Genomic DNA, 16111 nt, shown 5'->3' with positions numbered 1-16111 from the left:
CGCGCATGCTACCAAATGCCACATTTGAAATCTGATATATCAGATGTTAGGTTCCGAACATGGCTGATCGACGACACGACAAGATGGCGCTGGTTGCCTTCATGCAGGCGGGCAGCACCTCGGTCTACGCAGGATCGTGGCGGCATCCCGCGACCGAGCACCACTACCTTGATGCCTCCTACTACGCGAAAATCGGGCGGCAGCTCGAAGAAGGCTGCTTCGATCTGATGTTCTTCGACGACCGCCTGGCGATGCCGGGCGTGTACGGCGGATCGGTCAACGAAGCGGTGCACTACGGAGCCCGGCCGGTCAAGCTCGACCTCGGCGTGGTGCTCGGCGTCCTGGCGCAGGCGACATCGCGCATTGGGCTTGGTGCGACGTACTCGACCACCTACTACGCTCCGTTTCACGTCGCTAGAACCTTCGCCTCGCTCGACCACCTTTCGCACGGGCGGGCCGCGTGGAACGTCGTCACCTCGGTCAACGACAGCGAGGCCCAGAACTTCGGCGTCGAGGCCCACCTCGGACACGACGAACGCTACGACCGTGCCGACGAATTCATGGATGTGGTGACCGGCCTGTGGGATACCTGGGAGGACGACGCCCTCCTGCATAACCGCGAGTCAGGGCAGTTCGCCGATCCCGCCAAGGTCCACGAACTGGGCCACTCAGGCCGTTACTTCTCCGCGCGCGGTCCACTGACCGTGCCGCGCACACCGCAGGGGAGACCGGTCATCATCCAGGCCGGTTCGTCAGGGCGCGGACGGGAGTTCGCTTCCCGCTGGGCCGAATTGATCTTCACCGGCGACCCCGGGCTGGACGTCGCGCGCAGCCACTACACCGACCAAAAGGATCGCATCGCCGACGCCGGACGCGATCCTGCTACGGTGCGCATCTGCCCGATGGCTTACGCTGTGGTCGGCGAATCCGAGGCGCACGCCAAGGACCGCGAAGCCTTGTTCCTGAACGATTTGGTGCACCCCATGGCATCGCTGACACTGTTGTCGGAGTTGATGAATTACGACTTCGCGCAACACGATCTGGACGACCCGGTTACCGATGAGCTCATCGCGTCGGCCTCCGGTATCCGTGGCCTGGTGCAAAATCTGCGCACCCACATCGGCGGGGACACCGTGACGGTGCGTGACCTGGCGGGCCACCGGGCCACGCTGCTGCAGGGGCCGCGGTTCGTCGGGACCGGGGAACAGGTCGCCGATCAGATGGCGGATTGGTTCGAAAGCGGCGCGTGCGATGGCTTCGTCCTGGCGGCGACGCATTTGCCGGGTGCGTTCGAAGACGTGGTGCGGATGGTGGTCCCGCAGCTGCAGCGCCGCGGGCTGTTCCGCACCGAGTACGAGTCGTCGACGTTGCGGGGACACCTTGGGCTGCAACGGCCTTCAAACAAACGGGTCCATGCCAGTGCAAATGCTTGACGGTATTCGCGTGCTCGACCTCGCCACTTTGGCGGCCGCGCCGCTGGTCGCCACCTATCTGGGCGAGTTCGGCGCCGAGGTGATCAAGGTCGAGGATCCGCGGCACGGTGATCCGATCCGCGGATGGGGCCATCAGCGTGATGGCGTCGGCCTGATGTGGAAGTCGTTGTCGCGCAACAAGCGATCGATCACCTTGGACCTGCGCTGCGTCGAAGGCCAGGCGCTGGTGCGGCGCCTGGTCGAGCACGCCGATGTTGCCATCTTCAACACCCGGCCGCAGACGTTACGCAAATGGGGCCTGGACTACGAAAGTTTGCGCGCCGTCAATGACCGGATCGTGATGCTGCACATCACCGGCTACGGGTTGACCGGGCCGAAGAGTGAGCGCCCGGGTTTCGGCACGCTCGGGGAAGCGATGAGCGGATTCGCCCACATCACCGGGCCCGCCGGTGGCCCGCCCACGCTGCCGCCGTTCATGCTCGCCGATGGCGTCGCGTCGTTGAATGCCACCTACGCGGTGATGATGGCGCTCTACCACCGCGACGTGCACGGCGGACCCGGGCAGCTGATCGACGTCAACCTCATCGACCCACTCGCCCGGCTTTTGGAGCAGACGCTGTTGGGCTACGACCAATTGGGGCTGGTGCCCGAGCGCGCCGGCAACCGCTGGGACATCTCGGCGCCGCGCAATACCTACCAGACCGCCGACGGGCACTGGCTGGCCATGTCCGGGAGTTCACCGGCGTTGGCGTTGCGGGTGTTTCGGGCGATCGGGCGCGACGACCTGCTCGAAGACCCGGACTTCTCCGACCCGCAACGACGCCTCGCCCGTGCCCGCGAGGTCGACGCCGTAGTGGCGGATTGGGTTGGCACCAAGACGCTTTCGGAAGCCATGGCGGCCTTCGAGAAACACGAGGTGGCCGCGGCCCCGGTGTACGACATCCGTGACCTGGTCGCCGACGAGCAGCTGGCGCATCGCGGCGTGTTCGTCTCGGTCGAGGACGACGAGCTCGGGCCGATGACGGTACAGGCCCCAGTGCCGCGGTTCTCGTTGACGTCCGGCACAGTTGACCGTCTGGGACCGCGTCTGGGCGAACACAATGCCGAGGTCTATGGCGAGCTACTCGGCTTGACCTCGGATGAACTCGACGACCTGCGCGCCCGCGGCGTGTTGTGACAGAAGGACATTGATGACTGGTCTGCTTCGTCGTTCCGAACTCGCGGTGCCCGCATGCAACGACAACATGTTCGAGAAGGGCGCCAACTGTGGCGCGGATCTGGTGTTCCTCGACCTCGAGGACGCGACCCCCGCCGCCGTCAAGGTGGCATCGCGCGCCAAGGTTATCGCCGCACTCAACGACATCGACTGGGGCAGAACCGTTCGCGCCATCCGGATCAACGGTTTGGACACCCGGTGGTGCCACGACGACATCATCGAAGTCGTCACCAAGGCCGGTGAGAACCTCGACACGATCATCATCCCGAAGCCCAAGAAGGCCCGCGACGTGTGGTGGGTTGACGTCCTGCTCACCCAGCTGGAGGCGAAACTTGGCCTCACCAAACGCATTCGGCTCGAAGCTCTCATCGAAGAGGTGGAAGGGCTGGCCAACGCCGAGGAGATCGCGGCGGCCAGCCCGCGGCTGGACGCGTTGATCTTCGGCGTGGGTGATTTCTCGCTATCCCAAGGCGCCCGGGTGGACACGAACTTCGTTCCGCTCGGCGAATACCCGGGCGAATTCTGGGCTTACGCCCGCAACAAGGTGATCGTGGCGGCGCGGATCGCCGGCATCGATGCGATCGATGCGCCCTATCCGGACTACAAGGATTTGTCCGGGTACGAGCGCGACGCACGTCGCGCATCGCTGCTGGGCTACACCGGCAAGTGGGCGATTCACCCCGACCAGGTTGCCGTCGCCAACACCGTCTATGCACCGACCGCCGACGAGATCGCGCGCGCCGAACGGAATGTCGCCGCCTACCGGGAGGCCGAGGCCAAGGGGCGCGGCGCCGTTGGGGTCGATGGGGTGCTGGTCGACGCCGCGCACGTCAAGATGGCCGAGCAAACGCTCGCGCGCGCCGCGCTGATCAACGGCAGCCGCTGAGGTTCGGCCGGCCGCCCAGGCGCTGCACGGTCGAGCTGGCAGCGGCCGCCGCGCGCCGGCCCGCCTCGCGTGGCCCGTCCCCGTCCCGTAGGGCGGCGATGAGTCCGGCCGTAAACGCATCGCCCGCGCCGGTCGGATCCACCACCTGCACAGCTGAGAATTCGAAGAGCTGACTGTCCTCGCCCCATACCAACAGATCGCCGACACCGGGTACTGCAAGCGCGACAAGTTCCGGCCCGCGAGCCAGCAGGGTGCGCCCCAACGACTCGGCCTGCTCCACGGTCGTGACGTCGGCACCGGCGATCAGCGCCGCCTCGGCGGCGTCGGCGCGCAACACATTCACCGACGCGAGCAGCTCCGCCTGGATGTCCGCAGGGGGTGCGCCGTCGGCGACCACCCGCACCTTCTGCTGCCGCGCCCGGCTCGCGGCCGCCAGCGCGGTGGCCGGCGGCTGCTGCAGCTGAATCGAGACGGTGTCCGCGGCCTCCAACAATGCAGCAGATCGATCGAGGTCCGCCACCTGAACCAGGGAGCTCTGCGGGACATGTTCCAGCAGAACACGTTCCGACCCCCACCCGACGATGTCGATGAGCAGGGCCGTGGTGCCGCGCCGCACTACTCCCTCGGTGTTGATGCCGTCTGCCTTGGCTTGCTGCAGTACCATGGTTCCCGCGATGTCATCGCCCACCACACCGAGGAGCGCGACCGGCACGCCGAGTTGGGTGAGACCGACGGCCTGGTTGGCGCCCTTGCCGCCGAGCAACTCGTCGCGCCGCAAGATCTTGGTGGACTCACCCGACGCGGGCGGGCCGTCTGTGCGCAACACCAAATCACGTCCGATCTGGCCGATCACCACAACACTCATGGAGCAAGGCATGCCCACCTTCGGCCCAGATATGCGGCCGGGACTTCGCAGGCGTCCGATGCGGCGCGGTTTATATCGCCCAATAGTGGGCAACGGACCAACATGTCTGTGACAGCTTTCAACGATCTACCGTTGGCCGACCGCGGGCGCAAATGGGACGGTGCGGCGGCCGAGAAACGGGTGCGCAAGTGGGCGGGCGCGCAGGACGGTCCAAACGACAAGTACCGCAAGGCCCACGTGTGGTACGACTCGGCCCAGAAGGCCAATTTCACCGCATACAAGCTCCTCATCGCCGACGTCATCGGCGGGGAACTGAAGGTAGTGCCGCGCGGGGTGATGATCGCCGGTGCGGTCATGGACGGCGCGCGCGGTGGTATCGATTTGCCCAAATCCGATGTCGGCCGCGTCAAGGGCCACCTTGCGAAGTACTACAAGAAGATGGGCGAAACCCCGCCCTGGGATCGCGACTAGCCGGAGTCAGCGCGGACGGCGACGGCGGCCCCAACTCGGGCTCTTGACCGCTTGCAGGGCCTCGGCGACATAGTGGTCCAGCGGCCGGCGGCGGCCCGATTGGCGCACCCATTGCTGAAAGGCGAAATCAGCCGCGGCGAAACCAAGTTGCACGAGCAATCCGGGTGCGATGTCGGCGGCGGGGTCAGCGCCCATGCGTTCGGCGATGATCTGCGTCGCGCGTTCCTTGTCCGCGGGCGTATGAAACCTGAGCTTGTCGATCAGGCCGGGCGCCATCATTAGGGCCTTCCGCCACTCTTCGGTGTCGGACTCGTCGAACGAGCGGGTCCGCGTGATGATGGCGTTGACCAGTGCGACGTCGGGCGCCTCGCCCGGCGGACGCTGTTCGAGCAGATGCACGATCGCCGCGCCGCCATGGCGGACGGGCGCCAGCAGCAGTTCGTCCTTGGTCGGCACGTGCCGGAAGAAGGTGCGTTGGGAAATGCCTGCGGCAGAAGCGATTTCCTCTGTCGTCACCGCGTCGTAGCCGCGCTCGATGAACAACCGGAACGCCGCCCGCCTGATTTCGGTCCGGATCTGTGCCCGTTGCCGGTCACGCAGCGATCCTTCGATCACCGGAAGCAGCCGATTCCGCCGTCGACGTGTATGGTCTGCCCGGTGATGAACGTCGCGTCGGTGCTGAGCAAGAACGCGACCAGCGCGCCCACGTCGGTGCGGACGTCGCCGATGCGCTTCATCGGAACGCGTCCGACCGCCTTCTCGTACTCCTTGGGCGAGAACGACTTCCAGAACTTCACACCGTCGGACTCGGCGAACGGGCAGATGACGTTCACGCGGATGTTGTCGCGCCCCCACTCCAGCGCGGCGACCTTCGACAGCCCGCGGATGCCTTCCTTGGCCGCCGCGTAACCACCCCACTTGGGCTCGCCCCCGGTACCCGTTCCGGATCCGAGGTTCACGATCGACCCGCCACCCGCCTCGACCATCAGGGTATGCACGGCCTGCATCAGCAGGAATGTCGCGCGTGGGCCGACGTCATACCCGAGCGCCAGGTCCTCGGTGGTGATGTCGACGAAGGCCTTGGGCTCGTTGGTGGCAATCGCGTTGTTGACCAGGCCGTGCACCGCGCCGAAGGCGTCGACGGCGGCGGCCGCGATGCGCTGAGCGCTGTCCGGGTCGCGCAAGTCGGCAACGAGCTGCGCCACAGGGCCGATCGCCGTCAGTTCCGCCGCTGTCGCGCTGAGCTTCTCGTCCTGGATGTCGGTTAGTAGCACCGACGCGCCGCGTTCCAGCAGCGCGGAGGCGACGCCTTTGCCGACGCCTTGGGCGGCACCGGTGACGATCGCGACGTGCCCGCGCATGGAATCGGGGTGTGTGTAGGCCATTTGCGCGCTTCTGGGGCCGGTCAATTCGCGGTGGCAAATGCCGGAGCCGGGCGACCGGCGAACAGCGGCAGGTCCAGGTAGGTCTTGATGCCCGGCTCGGCGGCACACACATCGGGGATGGCGTTGACGCAGTGGTTGGCGGTGACCACGACGCCGGGATTCTTCACCAGCCCTTCGGCGATCGTGTCCGGCTGCAGGCCCTTGAACGTAAGTTTCACGTCGGGGTCGCCGGTGATCTCCACCTCGAACCGTTCGCCGCGGCCCTCGAAACTCCAAGCCGGATCGAGGTTTTCCTCACCCATCAACCAGTTCACCGCGGCCGTAATGACCGGCTCGCCCTCGACGAGGGCCTGCCAGCGGAACCGGCGCGCGGCCACGTTCCCGGTGGTGATCGGGAACGGGGCGTAGTCGATGTCCGAGGTCGCCACGGCGACGTCCTGGATGGTCCTGATGTTCGGGTCGATACGGAATCCCATGTGGTCGGCGATCATTCGCACCGACTGCTTGAAACCCGCATCGAGCAGGCCGGCCATCGGACCCTGCATGGCTTCCTCGGGGGTGCCGCCGAAGCCCATGATGTGGCGCACCACGTCGGGGGCGTTGTAGGTGCGGATGTCGGAGAACTCCTCGGCGCGAATGTGAGTCACCGCCGACGACAGGCCGGACAGCATCAGCGGGAATCGCTCGGTGATGCCGCCGGGGTGGATCCCCGACCCGTGCAGGGTCACACCGCCCTCGACCGCGGCGTCGGAGACCGCCTTGTGCCGCGGGTTGCCCGGATCGGGGTAGACCCAGCCGACCGGGGTGACCACGTTCTTGCCGGAGCGCAGGATCGCGATGACCTCGTCGTCGTTGGGCACCAGCGGGCTGTACACGACGCAGTCCGCGTCCAGCGCCAGGATGTCGTCGATGTTGGACGTGGCCGCGACGCCCAGGTCCCCTCTGCCGAGGATCTGACCCACGTCGGCGCCGTTCTTGCTGGCGCTGTGAACCCAGCATCCAACGAGTTCGAGCTGTGGGTGATTGAGGACGCACTCGATGGCGGCTTTACCGACGCCGCCGGTCGCCCACTGGATGACCCGCAACTTGTTACTCATCGGGTGGCCTCTCTTGGCACGGACTTGACAACATGGCACAGTATGACCGCATGGCAGTGACTGTCAACGAGCTCGACGGCAAGGTCGCCATCGTCACCGGGACCAGCCGCGGTGTGGGCGTCGGTATCGCGCATGAACTGCTGCGGGCCGGGGCCACCGTCATCGGCTGTTCCCGCTCCGCGCTGGATACCATCCCGGGCATTGAGGCGGACTGGGCCGCCCGGGCTTCGCAAAAGGTGTGCGACCAAGGCGATTTCCGATCGATCGACTCCTTCGTCGCAGAAGTCGTTGCCGCCCATGGCCGGATCGACATCTTGGTGAACAACGCCGGCGGAACGGTCCCGGCACCGCACGTGGAGAGCATTCCCGAACTGGTGCAACGCATTCAGGGCGCACCCCCTGCCGACGACGAATACGAGCGGACCGCCCTGTTCCACGCCTTCGCCGTGCAGATGAACCTGATCAGCCCGCTTTGGTTCGCCATCCGCACGTACCGGCAGATGCGCACCCAGGACGGAGTGGGCTGCATCATCAACATCTCTAGCGGCGCCGGGCATCCAGCGGGCTCGCCGACGCTGGTCTCGTACGGCGCGGCCAAGAGCGGCCTCAACCATCTCACCCGATCGCTGGCCGAGGAGTGGGGCCCGAAGGTACGGGTGAACTGCATCGCGCTGGGTCCGACGATGACCGAGAACTTCCGCTCGTTCGTGTTACCCAAGGACGATCCCACCGGTGAGAAATACTTCGCCGCGGTGCCGATGCGCCGCGCGGGAGAGCCGGCGGAGGTGGGGCGTGTCGCCGTTTTCCTCGCGAGCGGAGCCGCGGACTTCGTCAACGGCACCACCATCGAATGCGACGGCGGCATGCTGCCCGGCGTGCTTTACGAGGCGGGTCTGAAGACCATCACCGATCTGCTGTGAGCAGGCCCGTCGCTCTGCTACCTTCCCGGAAGGGACACGTCAACGATGGCCCAGGCAGGGGAGGAATCGTGTACCGACAAATTCTTGGCGCGCTGGTGCTCGTTGTTGCCGGCTGCTGCTCAGTGGCGCCGCAAGCCGCCGCGGATAATCCGGTGTGTACGCAGACCTGGTGCACCTTTTTAGCTCCGTCTCGCAACCTCGGTTGTGAGATGAATTATCAGCGTGGCAGCGGCATCCCCGACGAAACGTACTGCCAGACCGACACGCCCCCGCAGTCGGTGCGCATGTCGACCGACGGGTCATTCAAAACTTGTACCGGAGACTCCTGTCTCGGCAATGCGGGCGAAGGAACCGCGACGCTCGCCTACGGCCAGGCCGCAAGCGTCGGCCCCTTCAACTGTCGGTCGGAGATGAGCGGCGTCACCTGCACGGTCATCTCGGGCCGCGGCTTCACCATTTCCAGCGCGGGGATTAACTCTGTCGGCTAGGGCGACCGGCCTACGCCGCTTGCTAATGGCCTTGCGTCGCGCACCGTTCGCGGTCTAATGGACGCATGGAACTCATGGCGCCCACCGATTCGGTATTTCTGCTTGCGGAGTCACGCGAGCATCCCATGCACGTGGGCGGCCTGTCGCTGTTCGAGCCCCCGGAGGGTGCCGGCCCCGGATTCGTCCGGGAATTCACCGATGCCATGGTTGCCAACCGCGAATTCCAACCCACCTTCCGCAAGCACCCCGGCACGATCATGGGCGGAATCGCCCCGATGGCCTGGGGCTGCGACGACAACGACGACATCGACGTCGACTACCACATTCGGCGCTCGGCGCTGGCGTCGCCGGGACGGGTCCGCGAACTGCTGGAGTTGGCCTCGAGGCTGCACACCAGTCTGCTTGATCGCCACCGCCCGCTGTGGGAGCTGTACGTGGTGGAAGGGCTGAACGACGGCCGGTTCGCCATCTACAGCAAGATGCATCACGCGTTGATCGACGGTGTTTCGGCGATGAAGCTGATGCAACGCACGCTGTCGGTCGACCCGCGCGACGAGGAGGTGCGGGCGATGTGGAGCCTGCCGCGCCGACCGCGCCCCAAGTCCGCCGGCTCGTCCCCGTTGGGGTCTCTGATCAACGGCGCGAAATCCGTTGCGGGACTTGCCCCATCGACGGTGAAGCTGGCCCGCGCCGCGCTCTTCGAGCAACAGTTGACGCTGCCGATGGCGGCACCGCACACGATGTTCAACGTCAAGATCGGGGGCGCGCGCCGCTGCGCCGCCCAGTCCTGGTCGGCGGACCGCGTCTTGCGCGTCAAGAAGGCGGCCGGGGTGAGTTTTAACGACGCCGTGTTGGCCATGTGTTCGGGCGCGCTGCGCTACTACCTGATCGAACAGAATGCGCTGCCCGATGCGCCGCTGATCGCGATGGTGCCGGTGAGCCTGCGCTCGAAGGAGGAAGCCGACGCCGGCGGCAATATGGTCGGCAGCATCTTGTGCAGCCTCGCCACCGATCTCGAGGACCCCGCGGAGCGGATACAGGCGATCAGCGCTTCGATGCGCAGCAACAAGAAGGTGGTCGCCGAATTGCCGCGGCTGGAGGTGCTCGCGTTGTCGGCGCTGTACATGGCGCCGCTGACGCTCGGGCTGGTCCCGGGTTTCATCTCGTCGACGCCGCCGCCGTTCAACCTGGTCATCTCGAATGTGCCGGGCATCTCGGAGTCCATGTACTACGGTGGCGCCCGGTTGGACGGCAGCTACCCGCTGTCCGCGCTGCCGGAGGGACAAGCGCTGAACATCACCCTGGTGAACAATGCGGGCAACCTCGATTTCGGTCTCGTCGGCTGCCGTCGCAGCGTGCCGCACCTGCAGCGGCTGCTCGCGCACCTGGAGTCCTCGCTCAAGGATCTGGAAGTCGCGGTTGGGGTTTAGGGCCGATGCCCAAACTCAGCGCGGGACTGCTGCTGTATCGCGCTCGCGACGGTGTGGTGGAGGTCCTCATCGCACATCCCGGCGGCCCGTTCTGGGCGCGTAAGGACGACGGGGCGTGGTCGATCCCGAAGGGCGAGTACACCGACGGCGACGATCCCTGGGTGGCGGCGCAGCGCGAATTCGCCGAAGAGATCGGGCTGCCGGCACCGAGTGGACCGCGCATCGACCTCGGCGCGCTGAAACAACCCGGCGGCAAGGTCGTCACCGCCTTCGCGGTCCAGGCCGACCTCGACATCACCGAGGCGCGGAGCAACACCTTCGAGCTGGAGTGGCCGAAGGGATCGGGCAAGATGCACGAGTTCCCCGAGGTCGATCGGATCGAGTGGTTCCCCGTCGCGCAGGCACGCACCAAGTTGCTCAAGGGGCAGCGGGCCTTCCTCGATCTGTTGATGGCGCACCCGACGGCGGCGGGCCTATCCGAAGGCGCGGGCACAATGTGAACATGACGACGAGTGCGCCCACCGAACCGGGCGAATCGCACGCGCTGTTGCTGCAACTGCTGGACCCGGCCAACCGGGCTGACCCATACCCGGTCTACGCGAAATGCCGTGCACGCGGCCCCTTTCAGCTGCCGGACGCCAACCTCACCGTCTTTTCCACCGCCCGCGACTGCGACGAGGTGCTGCGGCACCCGTCGTCCTCCAGCAGCCGCGTCAACTCGACGATCGCGCAGCGACAGATCGCGTCCGGGGCGTGGCCGAAACCCCCGTGGCCGCCGGGATTTCTGTTCCTCGATCCCCCCGACCACACCCGGATGCGCAAGCTGGTCAGCAAGGCGTTCGCACCGAAAGTGGTGAATGCACTGCGACCCGACATCACCGCGTTGGTCGACGGATTGCTGGACCGGATCGCCGAGCGGGGCGGCTTCGACGTGATCGCCGACCTCGCGTATCCCCTTCCGGTGGCGGTCATTTGCCGACTGCTGGGTGTGCCCCTGGAGGACGAGCCGATGTTCCGCCGCGCGTCCGGCTTGCTCGCGCAGGCGCTGGACCCGTTCGCCACGATTACCGGAGCGCCGTCGGAGAACGTCGAGGAGCGCATCCAGGCCGGCCTGTCCCTGCGCAAGTACCTGCACGCGTTGATCCAGCGCCGCCGATCCGACCCCGGCGACGACTTGCTGTCGGGCCTGATCGCCGTGGAGGAGTCCGGTGATCAGCTGACCGAGGAAGAGATCGTCTCTACGTGCAACCTGCTGCTGATTGCCGGGCACGAGACCACCGTGAACCTGATCGCCAACGCCATCCTGGCAATGTTGCGGCAGCCGGAGCAGTGGTCCGCGCTGGGCTCGGACGCCGGCCGGGTGTCGGCCGTGGTCGAGGAGACACTGCGCTATGACCCGCCGGTGCAGTTGGCTGCCCGAAATGCGCTCGAGGACATGGTCATTGGGGAGACCCCAGTAATCAAGGGCGACACCATGTTGGTGCTGCTGGCCGCGGCGCAGCGCGACCCCGCCGAGTACGACCGGCCCGACACGTTCGACCCGGACCGGGAAACGTTGCGGCATCTGGGTTTTGGTGTCGGCGCGCACTATTGCCTGGGCGCGCCGCTGGCGAGGCTGGAAGCCAGTGTGGCCCTGTCGGCCGCCACAGCACGCTTCCCGAACGCCCGACTGGACGGCGAGCCGCAGTACAAGACCAACGTCACACTGCGCGGGATGTCCACGCTGTCCGTGGCCGTCTAGCCTGTCTAGGCCTCGGCGAGCAGGAAGTCCGCGCAGCGTTCGCCGATCATGATCGACGGCGCGTTGGTATTGGCCCGGGGGATCTGGGGCAGCGCGGAGGCGTCGGCGACGCGGAGATTCTGCACGCCACGGACCCGAAGCTTCTCGTCGAGGGGGCTGTCGGATTCGCTACCCATCGCGACGCTGCAGGCCGGATGGGCCGTGGTGAGCGCGGTGTTCCTGATGTGCGCCTCGAGGTCCGAGCCGGGACCGGGCGAAACCTCGCGCTCGACGGTGGACGCGATGGGTTCGGTCGCGATGATCTCGCGGCTGAGCTGTATCGCGCGAGCCAGCGCGTCGACGTCCTCACGCTCGGTGAGCAGGTTCATCCGGATGGCCGGGGGCGTCGCGGGATCGGCCGACCGCACCATGACGGTGCCGCGACTCTTCGGCGTCCAGTAGGACTGCATCACCGAGGCCGTGGGTTTGAGCGCCGCCCCGGTGGTGCCCGACAGGACATCGATGGGTGCGAAGACGATCTGAAAGTCGCATGCCGGTAGCCCGGCCGTCGACCGGACGTGGGCCAGCGCCTCCATGATGTTGCTGGTGAGCTTGCCGCGGCGACCAACTAGCCACTGCAGCAACCATTTTGGATTCGCGGCGTCGGCCAAGCCGACGTAATCCGGTTTCAGGGCCCAGGTGGCAAAGGTGGACGGGTGGTCGGCTAACCCGTCGCCCACGCGGGGGCTGTCGACGAGCGCGGTGATCCCGATCCTGCGCAGGTGATCGGCCGGGCCGACACCCGACAGCTGAAGCAGCTGCGGGGTGCCGAAGGCGCCGGCGCTCAGCACGACCTCGTGGTCGGCGAACGCCTGCTGCTCCCGTCCTCGGTGGCGGTACTCGACACCGACGGCGCGGCCAACGCGGATGATGACCCGACGGACCTCGGCCTTGGTGACGACGGTCAGGTTCTTCTGGCGGTGCAGATAGGCCCGCGCGGTGGTCCAGCGCTGGCCCTTGTGGATGGTGACGGGCGCGATCGCGACGCCGTCGAGTCCGGGACCGCTGACGTCGTCGTTGGCCGCGATGCCCGCGGCGCGCGCCGCGGCGACGAAGCGGTGCGACAGTTCGTCGGGAGACGCCACCCGGGTGATCCGCATCGGACCTTGTTCGATGCGCGCGAACACCGGCGCCACGTCATCCCAAGTCCAGCCCGGCAGCCGCCAGCCGTCGTAGTCGAGGTTGCTGCCCTTGACCCAGACCATCCCGTTCATCGCGCTGGTGCCGCCCAGCACGCGGCCACGGGGTTGCCCGATTCGTCGGTCGGCGCAGCCGGGCTCCGGCTCGGTTTCGTATGCCCAGTCCAGCGAGGTCCCGAATTGGCGGCCGAACGCCAGCGGCGCCCGCACCTCCAACCGGCGATCCGAACCGCCGGCCTCGATCAGCAGCACCCTTGATGACGATTGCGTCGCCAGTCGTCCCGCGACCGCGCAACCGGCCGAGCCGGCGCCGACCACGATGAAGTCAAATGCCGCCAAACTGGAGGCTCTCCTCGGGACTGTCGTCGTTGGTGGCGACAACCTGCGTGGTCGTCAGCATCATCGAAACCGGTATCGGCGTGGCCATTTCGATCATGCCTTCGCCGTCGTAATACACACCGATCGTGTATTCGCCCTCACGGTCGATCTCGAACGGGATGTTCTGTGTAAAGCATCGATATTTCGATGGCTTCCCGTCTTCGTCGGGCCAGTGCCAGTTCGCCTGAATGCTGCCGCGCTTCGTTCCGGCCGGGTCTTTCGCCACGATGTAGAGCTGCGGGTCGTAGTCTCCACCGGCTCGTGCGTGCACGACGAGAATGACGGGGATCTCTGCCGCCAGGGGGACTTCGTCGATCTGGTAGCAAGTCGTCGGGATGCGCGTGGCACTGAGCGCCCCGTCGTCGTCGAGGGTGGCGGAACCAGCCACCAGCAGTGCGGCTACGTGAAGCATCACGACAGCTTAGCGGGGTCCTACGGTCCGACCACCTCGTGTTAGGAGAAAATTCGTCTTGCCTCAAGCAAGTCCGGGCACGATGTCGCCGAGGCTGAAATTGACCGGCTGTTCGAGCTGATCGTAGGTGCACGAGAGCGGGTCGCGGTCGGGCCGCCACCGGCTGAATTGGGCCGTGTGACGAAAGCGGCGCCCCTCCATGTGGTCGTAGCGGACCTCGACCACTCGCTCGGGGCGCAGCGGTACGAACGAGAGGTCCTTGCCGGCATTCCAGCGGGAAAATTCGTTCTTGCGTGGTGTGCGTTCGCCGGCTTCGTGGGCGGCCCAGTTCCATGGGTGATCATCGAAATCCGTGACCAGCGGCTGCAACTCGGTGAACAACCGTCGTCGTTCGGCCATGGGAAAGGCGCCGATGACGCCGACGGAGGCGAGCTGTCCGTCGTCCTGGTAGAGCCCGAGCAGCAGCGAACCGATCGCATCGTTGCCGGTCTTGTGCACTCGGTAGCCGGCCACCACGCAGTCGGCGGTCCGTTCGTGCTTGATCTTGAACATGACGCGTTTGTCCGGCTGATAGGTCACCGTCAACGGCTTGGCGATGACGCCGTCGAGGCCGGCTCCCTCGAATTCTTCGAACCAGCGCTGCGCGGTCGCCAGGTCGGTGGTCGCCGGGGTGATGTGGATGGACGGTCCGGATCCGCTTAACGCGTCGACCAGCGCGGCGCGCCTCTCGCTGAAGGGCCGGCGGGTGCAGTCGTCGTCGCCGAGGGCGAGCAGGTCGAACGCGATGAAGGAAGCCGGGGTCTTTTCGGCGAGCATCCGCACTCGCGAGTCGGCCGGATGGATGCGCTGTTGCAGCGCCTCGAAGTCCAACCCGTGGTCCGTGGCGATCACGATCTCACCGTCGATCACGCAGCGGCGCGGCAGCTCCGCGGTGACCGCCGCGACCAGCTCGGGGAAGTAGCGGGTCATCGGTCGCTCGTTGCGGCTGCCCAGCTCCACGTCGGCGCCGTCGCGGAAGCAGATGGACCTGAAGCCGTCCCACTTGGGCTCATAGGAGGCGTCGGCGGGGATCGCCTTGACCGACTTGGCCAGCATGGGGGAGACCGGTGGCATCACGGGTAAGTCCATAGGCTGAGGATATGGCCGCAGCAGAAGAACTGGACGTCGACGGCATCGCGGTGCGGGTCACCAGCCCGGAGAAGGTCTATTTCCCCGAACTCGGCGCGAATGGCACCAAGCGCCGGCTCGTCGAGTACTACCGTGCGGTGGCGGGCGGCCCGATGCTGGCAGCGTTGCGCGACCGGCCCACCCATCTGCAGCGTTTCCCCGACGGCATCGACGGCGAGGAGATCTATCAGAAGCGGGTGCCGCAGCATCATCCCGACTATCTGCAGACCTGCCGGGTCACGTTCCCGTCGGGGAGGACCGCCGACGCGCTGAAAGTCACCCATCCGGCGGCCATCGTGTGGGCGGCGCAGATGGGCACGATCACGCTGCACCCCTGGCAGGTGCGCTGCCCGGACACCGATCACCCCGACGAGTTACGCATCGACCTCGATCCGCAGCCCGGCACCGGCTTCGCCGAAGCGCGCGCGGTCGCGGTCGATGTGCTGCATCCGTTGCTCGACGAGCTCGGCTTGGTGGGATACCCGAAGACGTCAGGGGGACGCGGGATCCACGTGTTTCTGCGCATCGCCACCGATTGGGACTTCATCGCCGTGCGCCGGGCGGGCATCGCGTTGGCCCGCGAGGTGGAGCGGCGCGCTCCGGACGTGGTGACCACCTCGTGGTGGAAGGAAGAACGCGGCGCGCGGATCTTCATCGACTTCAACCAGAACGCCCGCGACCGCACCATGGCGTCGCCGTATTCGGTGCGGCGCACGCCGATCGCGACGGTATCGACACCACTGACCTGGGCGGAGTTGGCCGCGGCGGATCCGGACGACTACACCATGGCCACCGTGCCGGAGCTGGTACAGCGCCGCGAAGATCCTTGGGCCGCAATGGATAACGAGTCGCAATCGATCGCACCGCTGCTGGAAATGGCCGCGACCGACGAAGAGCGTGGGCTTGGCGACATGCCGTATCCGCCGAATTACCCGAAAATGCCGGGGGAGCCGAAGCGGGTGCAGCCGAGTCGGGATACCGATCTGACCAGGAAAAACAAGCCTGAGTAATGTCGTGCGCTTGCTCGCATAACGCGCCGAATTT

At 66.5% G+C, this 16111-nt stretch carries 17 protein-coding genes; 10 read left to right on the top strand and 7 right to left on the bottom strand.

The features are described 5' to 3' along the window. Window positions 1–59 precede the first annotated feature (59 nt). Genes G6N66_RS25630 through G6N66_RS25620 form a run of 3 tightly spaced genes read left to right on the top strand, consistent with a single transcriptional unit; the run spans window position 60 to window position 3535 of the window. The gene (locus G6N66_RS25630) at window positions 60–1433 is read left to right on the top strand and encodes an LLM class flavin-dependent oxidoreductase (protein WP_085235737.1); all 1374 of its coding nucleotides are present in this window, start codon (window positions 60–62) and stop codon (window positions 1431–1433) included. After that, window positions 1426–2610 (top strand): CaiB/BaiF CoA transferase family protein, encoded by a 1185-nt coding sequence (locus G6N66_RS25625; RefSeq protein ID WP_085235738.1) that lies wholly within the window; start codon window positions 1426–1428, stop codon window positions 2608–2610. The genes G6N66_RS25630 and G6N66_RS25625 overlap by 8 nt, the downstream gene beginning before the upstream one ends. 13 nt (window positions 2611–2623) lie before the next feature. Continuing rightward, window positions 2624–3535 carry an HpcH/HpaI aldolase/citrate lyase family protein gene (locus G6N66_RS25620; RefSeq protein ID WP_085235739.1) on the top strand — a complete coding sequence of 304 codons (912 nt, stop codon included), beginning with the start codon at window positions 2624–2626 and terminating at the stop codon, window positions 3533–3535. Here G6N66_RS25620 and G6N66_RS25615 read toward each other — a convergent pair. Further along, window positions 3519–4400 (bottom strand): PfkB family carbohydrate kinase, encoded by an 882-nt coding sequence (locus G6N66_RS25615; RefSeq protein ID WP_085235740.1) that lies wholly within the window; start codon window positions 4398–4400, stop codon window positions 3519–3521. The genes G6N66_RS25620 and G6N66_RS25615 overlap by 17 nt on opposite strands. Window positions 4401–4502: 102 nt before the next feature. Here G6N66_RS25615 and G6N66_RS25610 point away from each other — a divergent pair, with 102 nt between their 5' ends. Next, window positions 4503–4871 carry a hypothetical protein gene (locus tag G6N66_RS25610; protein ID WP_085235741.1) on the top strand — a complete coding sequence of 123 codons (369 nt, stop codon included), beginning with the start codon at window positions 4503–4505 and terminating at the stop codon, window positions 4869–4871. 6 nt (window positions 4872–4877) lie between these two features. Here the strand turns inward: G6N66_RS25610 and G6N66_RS25605 are convergent, their stop codons facing one another. Genes G6N66_RS25605 through G6N66_RS25595 form a run of 3 tightly spaced genes read right to left on the bottom strand, consistent with a single transcriptional unit; the run spans window position 4878 to window position 7353 of the window. Further along, a complete protein-coding gene (locus tag G6N66_RS25605) occupies window positions 4878–5486 on the bottom strand; it encodes a TetR/AcrR family transcriptional regulator (RefSeq protein ID WP_139825484.1) in 609 nt (202 codons plus the stop codon). Continuing rightward, on the bottom strand, window positions 5483–6256 hold the full coding sequence (locus G6N66_RS25600) for an SDR family NAD(P)-dependent oxidoreductase (protein ID WP_085235742.1): 774 nt from the start codon (window positions 6254–6256) through the stop codon (window positions 5483–5485). Before G6N66_RS25600 ends, G6N66_RS25605 begins: the two co-directional genes overlap by 4 nt. A 20-nt stretch (window positions 6257–6276) precedes the next feature. Further along, window positions 6277–7353, bottom strand: a complete 1077-nt coding sequence (locus tag G6N66_RS25595; RefSeq protein WP_085235743.1) for an NAD(P)H-dependent amine dehydrogenase family protein — start codon at window positions 7351–7353, stop codon at window positions 6277–6279. Between the two features lie 50 nt (window positions 7354–7403). Here G6N66_RS25595 and G6N66_RS25590 point away from each other — a divergent pair, with 50 nt between their 5' ends. From G6N66_RS25590 to G6N66_RS25570, 5 genes are all read left to right on the top strand, one after another. Beyond that, entirely contained in the window at window positions 7404–8273 is an 870-nt protein-coding gene (locus tag G6N66_RS25590) for an SDR family NAD(P)-dependent oxidoreductase (RefSeq protein ID WP_139825485.1), read from the top strand. Window positions 8274–8341: 68 nt separating this feature from the next. Next, window positions 8342–8761 (top strand): hypothetical protein, encoded by a 420-nt coding sequence (locus tag G6N66_RS25585; RefSeq protein WP_085235745.1) that lies wholly within the window; start codon window positions 8342–8344, stop codon window positions 8759–8761. 65 nt (window positions 8762–8826) lie between these two features. After that, entirely contained in the window at window positions 8827–10191 is a 1365-nt protein-coding gene (locus tag G6N66_RS25580; protein WP_085235746.1) for a WS/DGAT/MGAT family O-acyltransferase, read from the top strand. A gap of 5 nt (window positions 10192–10196) precedes the next feature. Then, the gene (locus tag G6N66_RS25575; RefSeq protein WP_085235747.1) at window positions 10197–10691 is read left to right on the top strand and encodes an NUDIX domain-containing protein; all 495 of its coding nucleotides are present in this window, start codon (window positions 10197–10199) and stop codon (window positions 10689–10691) included. Between the two features lie 2 nt (window positions 10692–10693). Then, a complete protein-coding gene (locus tag G6N66_RS25570) occupies window positions 10694–11932 on the top strand; it encodes a cytochrome P450 (protein WP_085235748.1) in 1239 nt (412 codons plus the stop codon). A gap of 5 nt (window positions 11933–11937) precedes the next feature. Here the strand turns inward: G6N66_RS25570 and G6N66_RS25565 are convergent, their stop codons facing one another. The 3 genes from G6N66_RS25565 to G6N66_RS25555 all read right to left on the bottom strand — a co-directional run bounded on the left by G6N66_RS25565 (window position 11938) and on the right by G6N66_RS25555 (window position 15028). Beyond that, window positions 11938–13449: a GMC family oxidoreductase gene (locus G6N66_RS25565; RefSeq protein ID WP_085235749.1), complete on the bottom strand. Its 1512-nt coding sequence runs from the start codon at window positions 13447–13449 to the stop codon at window positions 11938–11940. Further along, window positions 13436–13900, bottom strand: coding sequence for a hypothetical protein (locus G6N66_RS25560; RefSeq protein WP_085235750.1), 465 nt, complete (start codon window positions 13898–13900; stop codon window positions 13436–13438). The genes G6N66_RS25565 and G6N66_RS25560 overlap by 14 nt, the downstream gene beginning before the upstream one ends. 63 nt (window positions 13901–13963) lie before the next feature. Further along, entirely contained in the window at window positions 13964–15028 is a 1065-nt protein-coding gene (locus tag G6N66_RS25555; RefSeq protein ID WP_085235751.1) for an ATP-dependent DNA ligase, read from the bottom strand. Between the two features lie 11 nt (window positions 15029–15039). Here G6N66_RS25555 and ligD point away from each other — a divergent pair, with 11 nt between their 5' ends. Further along, window positions 15040–16077: a non-homologous end-joining DNA ligase gene (ligD, locus tag G6N66_RS25550; RefSeq protein WP_085235752.1), complete on the top strand. Its 1038-nt coding sequence runs from the start codon at window positions 15040–15042 to the stop codon at window positions 16075–16077. The last annotated feature ends 34 nt before the right edge of the window (window positions 16078–16111 follow it).

It is taken from the genome of Mycobacterium conspicuum (assembly GCF_010730195.1).
In the GTDB taxonomy this organism is placed as follows: domain Bacteria; phylum Actinomycetota; class Actinomycetes; order Mycobacteriales; family Mycobacteriaceae; genus Mycobacterium; species Mycobacterium conspicuum.
Note: the sequence above shows the minus strand (reverse complement) of the source record. Positions and strands in the feature narration are given on the sequence as shown.

Coding starts and splice junctions, on each gene's coding strand:
- G6N66_RS25555 (WP_085235751.1), bottom strand. CDS start 15,028: ATGGACTTACCCGTGATGCCACCGGTCTCCCCCATGCTGGCCAAGTCG.
- G6N66_RS25615 (WP_085235740.1), bottom strand. CDS start 4,400: ATGAGTGTTGTGGTGATCGGCCAGATCGGACGTGATTTGGTGTTGCGC.
- G6N66_RS25610 (WP_085235741.1), top strand. CDS start 4,503: ATGTCTGTGACAGCTTTCAACGATCTACCGTTGGCCGACCGCGGGCGC.
- G6N66_RS25560 (WP_085235750.1), bottom strand. CDS start 13,900: ATGCTTCACGTAGCCGCACTGCTGGTGGCTGGTTCCGCCACCCTCGAC.
- G6N66_RS25600 (WP_085235742.1), bottom strand. CDS start 6,256: ATGGCCTACACACACCCCGATTCCATGCGCGGGCACGTCGCGATCGTC.
- G6N66_RS25595 (WP_085235743.1), bottom strand. CDS start 7,353: ATGAGTAACAAGTTGCGGGTCATCCAGTGGGCGACCGGCGGCGTCGGT.
- G6N66_RS25625 (WP_085235738.1), top strand. CDS start 1,426: ATGCTTGACGGTATTCGCGTGCTCGACCTCGCCACTTTGGCGGCCGCG.
- G6N66_RS25575 (WP_085235747.1), top strand. CDS start 10,197: ATGCCCAAACTCAGCGCGGGACTGCTGCTGTATCGCGCTCGCGACGGT.
- G6N66_RS25590 (WP_139825485.1), top strand. CDS start 7,404: ATGGCAGTGACTGTCAACGAGCTCGACGGCAAGGTCGCCATCGTCACC.
- G6N66_RS25580 (WP_085235746.1), top strand. CDS start 8,827: ATGGAACTCATGGCGCCCACCGATTCGGTATTTCTGCTTGCGGAGTCA.
- G6N66_RS25570 (WP_085235748.1), top strand. CDS start 10,694: ATGACGACGAGTGCGCCCACCGAACCGGGCGAATCGCACGCGCTGTTG.
- G6N66_RS25620 (WP_085235739.1), top strand. CDS start 2,624: ATGACTGGTCTGCTTCGTCGTTCCGAACTCGCGGTGCCCGCATGCAAC.
- G6N66_RS25630 (WP_085235737.1), top strand. CDS start 60: ATGGCTGATCGACGACACGACAAGATGGCGCTGGTTGCCTTCATGCAG.
- ligD (WP_085235752.1), top strand. CDS start 15,040: ATGGCCGCAGCAGAAGAACTGGACGTCGACGGCATCGCGGTGCGGGTC.